At 64.3% G+C, this 4,918-nt stretch carries 4 protein-coding genes; all 4 read left to right on the top strand.

The window, feature by feature from the left end:
* Window positions 1-680, top strand: a 680-nt coding sequence (locus ACEW8N_RS06060) for a sensor histidine kinase (protein WP_373498910.1), incomplete at its 5' end; no start/stop codon positions are given.
* A 102-nt stretch (window positions 681-782) separates the two neighbouring features.
* Window positions 783-1,910 (top strand): PotD/PotF family extracellular solute-binding protein, encoded by a 1,128-nt coding sequence (locus ACEW8N_RS06055; protein WP_373498909.1) that lies wholly within the window; start codon window positions 783-785, stop codon window positions 1,908-1,910.
* Window positions 1,910-3,013 (top strand): spermidine/putrescine ABC transporter substrate-binding protein, encoded by a 1,104-nt coding sequence (locus ACEW8N_RS06050; RefSeq protein ID WP_373498908.1) that lies wholly within the window; start codon window positions 1,910-1,912, stop codon window positions 3,011-3,013. The genes ACEW8N_RS06055 and ACEW8N_RS06050 overlap by 1 nt, the downstream gene beginning before the upstream one ends.
* Window positions 3,010-4,918: PAS domain S-box protein (locus ACEW8N_RS06045; protein ID WP_373498907.1), on the top strand; the 1,909-nt coding region annotated here is incomplete at its 3' end. The genes ACEW8N_RS06050 and ACEW8N_RS06045, both read left to right, overlap by 4 nt.

Genomic DNA, 4,918 nt, shown 5'->3' with positions numbered 1-4,918 from the left:
TGATGGCCGAACCCGAGGGGGGCCTGGCCCATTTTCTCACGGAAGACCCCCGGGGCAGGCAGATCCCGGCCTACCTGGCCTCTCTTGCCGCCGTGCTGCAGGAAGAACAGGAGGTGGTATTCCGGGAGGCCGAATCGCTGCACGGCCGGATCGAGCACATCAAGGAGATCGTCGCCATGCAGCAGAGCTACGGCCGCGTCTCCGGCGTCAATGAAACCATCCCCCCGGAGCGGTTGATGGAGGACGCCCTCAAGCTGAACGCCGGGGCCCTGGCACGGCACGAGGTCAGGGTGGAGCGCCGGTACCGGCCGGTGCCGCCGATCACCGTGGACAAGCACAAGGTCCTGCAGATTCTCCTGAACCTGATCAACAATGCCAAGCACGCCTGCACCGAAGGCGGCGGCGGGGAAAAAACCATCACCCTGCAGATCATCGACGCTGGCCCCGAACGGGTCCGGATGTCGGTTGCGGACGACGGTGCGGGCATTCTCTCCGAGAACCTCACCCGCATTTTTCAGCACGGCTTCACCACCCGCAGGGACGGCCACGGCTATGGCCTGCACAGCGGGGCACTGGCCGCCCATGAACTCGGCGGCAGCCTGACCGTCCACAGCGGCGGCCCGGGCGCGGGCGCCACATTTACCCTTGAACTCCCCTGCAATCCAGGAGACAGAAGATGAACCCAAAAGAAAAACGCTGCTTGAGGAATGCTGCATGGGCCGGGGCCGCCTGCTTGAACCCGAGCCCCGCGGGATGACTGCATCGAAAATGGAGGTGATGCAATGGGCAATCGAACCAAGATGGGCAATCGAGTGATCACAATCCTGCTGACCTTCCCGCTGCTGGCGATGGTCGGATTGTCCGGCTGCGGCGACGGGAAACCGTCCGTTTCATCCACGGCGGAAAGGCCGCAGTTGGCTCGGGAGATGATATTTTACGACTGGGCCGGCGACATTCCCCAGTCGGTGCTGGACGCCTTCGCCGGCGAATACGGTGTAAAGGTGAATTACGTGAGCTATGAGTCACAGGAGGAGGCTGTCGCCAATCTTCGCGCCGGAAGGATCTACGATGTGGTCGTCATGGAAAGTCGCGTGGTGCCCACGCTGGCGAAGGAGGGACTTCTGGCCGAACTCGATCACGGCAATCTCACCAACATGAAGAACATTGCGGCCAATTTTCGCGATCTGACCTACGACCCCGGAAACCGCTATTGCATACCGTTCAACTGGGGCACTACCGGGCTGGTGGTGCGAAGCGATCAGGTGGCGGAGCCGGTGACCCGGTGGAGCGACCTCTGGGACCCGCGCTACGCGGGTCGGGTGGGGCTGTGGATGGGCGTGCCCCGGGATGTGATGGCCTTGACGCTCAAATCGCTGGGATATTCGGCCAACTCCGAAAATCCCGCGGAACTGGAAGCGGCCCTCCTGCGGTTGATTGAAATCAAACCGAACATGCTGAAGCTGGAGGACTTCGATCCGGAGACCTCGGCCGAGGCGATGAGCAGCGGCAAAGTGGTGCTCAGCATGGGCTACGCCGCCGACGTGCTGGCGGGGCGGGAGAAAAACGACGCGATCCGCTATGTCCTGCCGGCGGAAGGGCCGCTGCTGTGGGGCGACAACTTCGTCATTCCGGCCAACAGCCCCAATAAGCATACCGCCGAGGTGTTCCTGAATTTCCTGCTGCGGGGCGAGATCAGCGCACGGATCGCCAACGCCAACCGCTATGCCAGCCCCAACGAGGCCGCGCGGCCCTTCATCGATCCGGCGATCCTGAGCGATCCGGTCGTATTTCCACCCAACCAGGATCTGCAGAAGGCCGAGATCGTTCTGCCGCTCAGCCCGACGGGGGAAAAGCTCCATGCCGATATCTGGGCGCGGTTTACGGCGGGGGATGCCAAAGGAGGACAATAATGGGAGCCCGGCTTTTTCGGCAACTGCTTTGCGCCGCCCTGATCCTGGTCCTTCTCGGCGCCTGCGGCGACGCCGACCCCCCGGCAAAACCGGCCCCGCCGACCCTGGCGGAGCAATTGATATTTTACGACTGGGCGGAGGACATGCCGCAGTCCGTGCTGGATGCGTTCACCGCGGAATACGGCGTCAGGGTCAACTATCAGACCTACGAAACCACAGAGGAGGCCCTGCAAAACCTCCGGGCCGGCAAGGTCTATGATGTCCTGGTCATCGACAACCCCTATGTTCCGGAATTGGCGCAAGAAGGGTTGCTTGCCGAGATAGATCATCGCAACATTCCGAATTTCAAACATATCTCAGCCAACTTCCGCGAACTCGTCTTTGATCCCGGCAACCGCTTCAGCGTGACGTACAACTGGGGTCTCACCGGCCTGATCATGCGCGCCGACAGGGTTTCGCCGCCGGTCACGCGCTGGGCCGACCTGTGGGATCCGCGCTTCGCCGGACGCCTGCTGGTGTGGGAACTCCAGCGGGGTCTCATCGGCATCGCCCTCAAGTCGCTCGGGTACTCGATCAACTCGGAAGACCCCGCCGAACTGGAGGCGGCCCTGGAGCGGATGCTGGCGCTCAAGGCCGTTGCGAGGACCTCCGGTTATGCCCCTGAAGTGGCCGATCAAGCCCTCGCGGGAGATGCGGTCGCGCTGATGTATGGCTGGGCGGGGGACGTGCTGCGGGCGCGCGCCCGAAACCTCGACATTCGCTATGTCCTGCCGGCCGAAGGGGGGATCCAGTGGGGCGACAATTTCGTCATTCCGGCGGCCAGCCCGCGCAAGCACACCGCCGAGGTGTTCATCAATTTCCTGCTGCGCCCGGAAATCAGCGCACAGATCGTGAACGAGCAGCACTATGCCACGGCCAACGAGACCGCCTACCCGCTCATCAACCCTGAGATCCTGAACGATCCGGTGATTTTTCCGCCCATCGGGGAGATTCGGCGGGCGGAGGTCTACATGCCCCTCAGCGCTGAAGGGCAGGCGCTCTATCAGCGCATCTGGGAACGGTACCTTGCCGGTGAAACCGGTGCGGGGAGCACGGGTCGATGACGGAGCCCCTCTCCGTGTCCGCTGATCGCCCGTCGGGTTTGTTGTCCGGCAGCCTGCGGCGGCAGTTGCTCGCCGTGTTCGGCGCAGCCCTGATGATGGTGCTGGCGGCAAGCGTGCTGGGGGTCGCGTATCTGGTGAATCAGACCGAGCAGGAGGGCTGGCGGGGGCGCCAGCAGGAAGCCGCCCGGAGGGCCGCTGAAAGCGTCGGGGCTTTCCTGGCTCGGGAGCAGCGGGTCTTGCTGCTGATCGACCTCTTCGGTCGAGACGAACTGGCCGCCGAGGGATCGCGCGAACTTGAGGACCTGCTGGAGCGCAATCCCGCTTTCCTGGAAATCGTGTACCTCACCGCAGAAGGCAGCGTCGTGGCCCATGCGCCCAAAAACGGCGCGGTGCTGGCAAGCCTGTTCACCATTCCCCAGTCGAACTGGTTTGTAACCGCCCGGCAGGGACGAACTTCCATCGGAGACGTACAACTGTCGGCCGGGGATGAAGCCTACCTGATCCTGGCCCTTCCTGCCTCGTGCGGCGGCGTCATTGCCGCCCGACTGAAAATGAAGGTCCTGCAGGATGTGGTGGCCGGCCTCCATTTCGGGGAGGCGGGGCTCTCTTATCTGGCCAATCAGAGCGGCCGCATCATCGCCCACTCCGATCCCCGGGTAGTGTTGGCAAACACCCGGATCGACGACCGCCCCGAGCTGTTCGCCCTGGTGCGCGCGGCCAGGGAGACCTGGGCCGGGGAGTACCTGGATTTGCACGGCCGGCCGGTGGTGGGCACGACCGTGCCGGTGCCGGGGACCCCGTGGGTGGTCGTCACGGAAGTACCCCAGGCCGAGGCCTACGCCGCCAGCCGCAAAGCCTGGTGGGTTCTGCTGTGCGGAACGCTGGTCATCGGTCTTCTGCTCAGTCTGGGGGTCTCGGCTCTCCTGACGCGTCGGTTTCTGCGGCCGATGCGGCGCCTGCAAACCGGCGTTCAGCACATCAGCCGGGGAGACCTGAATCACCGCATCGGACTTGCGCCGCACAGTGAGATCGGGCAGGTCGCGGCGGCCTTCGACGACATGGCCGCCCGCCTGCAGGACCGCGAGCGGCAGGTGGCGTGTCAGACCGATGCCTTGCTGGAGAGTGAAGCCCGTTACCGCGCCATCGTCGAGGACCAAACCGAACTGATCTGCCGGTTTTTGCCGGACGGCATCATCACCTTCGTCAACGAGGCCTACTGCCGCTATTTCGGCAAGCTGCGCGAGGAACTGATCGGTTACAATTTCATGCCCCTGATCCACGAGGAGGATCAGCGGGAAGCGGAGGCGCACATTGCCGCCTTGAGCCGGGAAAATCCCGTGGCCGACATCGAGCACCGGGTCATCCTGACGGACGGCGGCATCCGCTGGCAGCACTGGACCGACCGGGCGATCTTCGACGAGGCGCATCGGGTACGTGAATTCGCGGGCGTCGGGCGGGACATCACCGACCGCAAGCGGGCGGAAGAGGCCCTGCTGGAAGCCAAGATCACCCTGGAGCAGCGGGTTTTGGAGCGCACCCGGGAGCTTCAGGAGCAGGTCGCGGCCAAGGAGCGGGCCCTTACGGAGCTGGCCTCGGCCCAGGGATCTCTTCTGGAGATGTCCCGGGCCGCGGGCATGGCCGAGGTGGCCACCGGCGTGCTGCACAACGTGGGCAACGTCCTCAACAGCGCCAACGTCTCCTGCACCCTGCTCATGGACCAGCTCCGGGAATCCCGCGTGGGGAATGTTTCCCTTGTTGCGGGCCTGATGGCCGAACCCGAGGGGGGCCTGGCCCATTTTCTCACGGAAGACCCCCGGGGCAGGCAGATCCCGGCCTACCTGGCCTCTCTTGCCGCCGTGCTGCAGGAAGAACAGGAGGTGGTATTCCGGGAGGCCGAATCGCTGC

Source organism: Desulfococcus sp. (assembly GCF_041737845.1).
Classification (GTDB): Bacteria; Desulfobacterota; Desulfobacteria; order Desulfobacterales; family Desulfococcaceae; genus Desulfococcus.
Note: the sequence above shows the minus strand (reverse complement) of the source record. Positions and strands in the feature narration are given on the sequence as shown.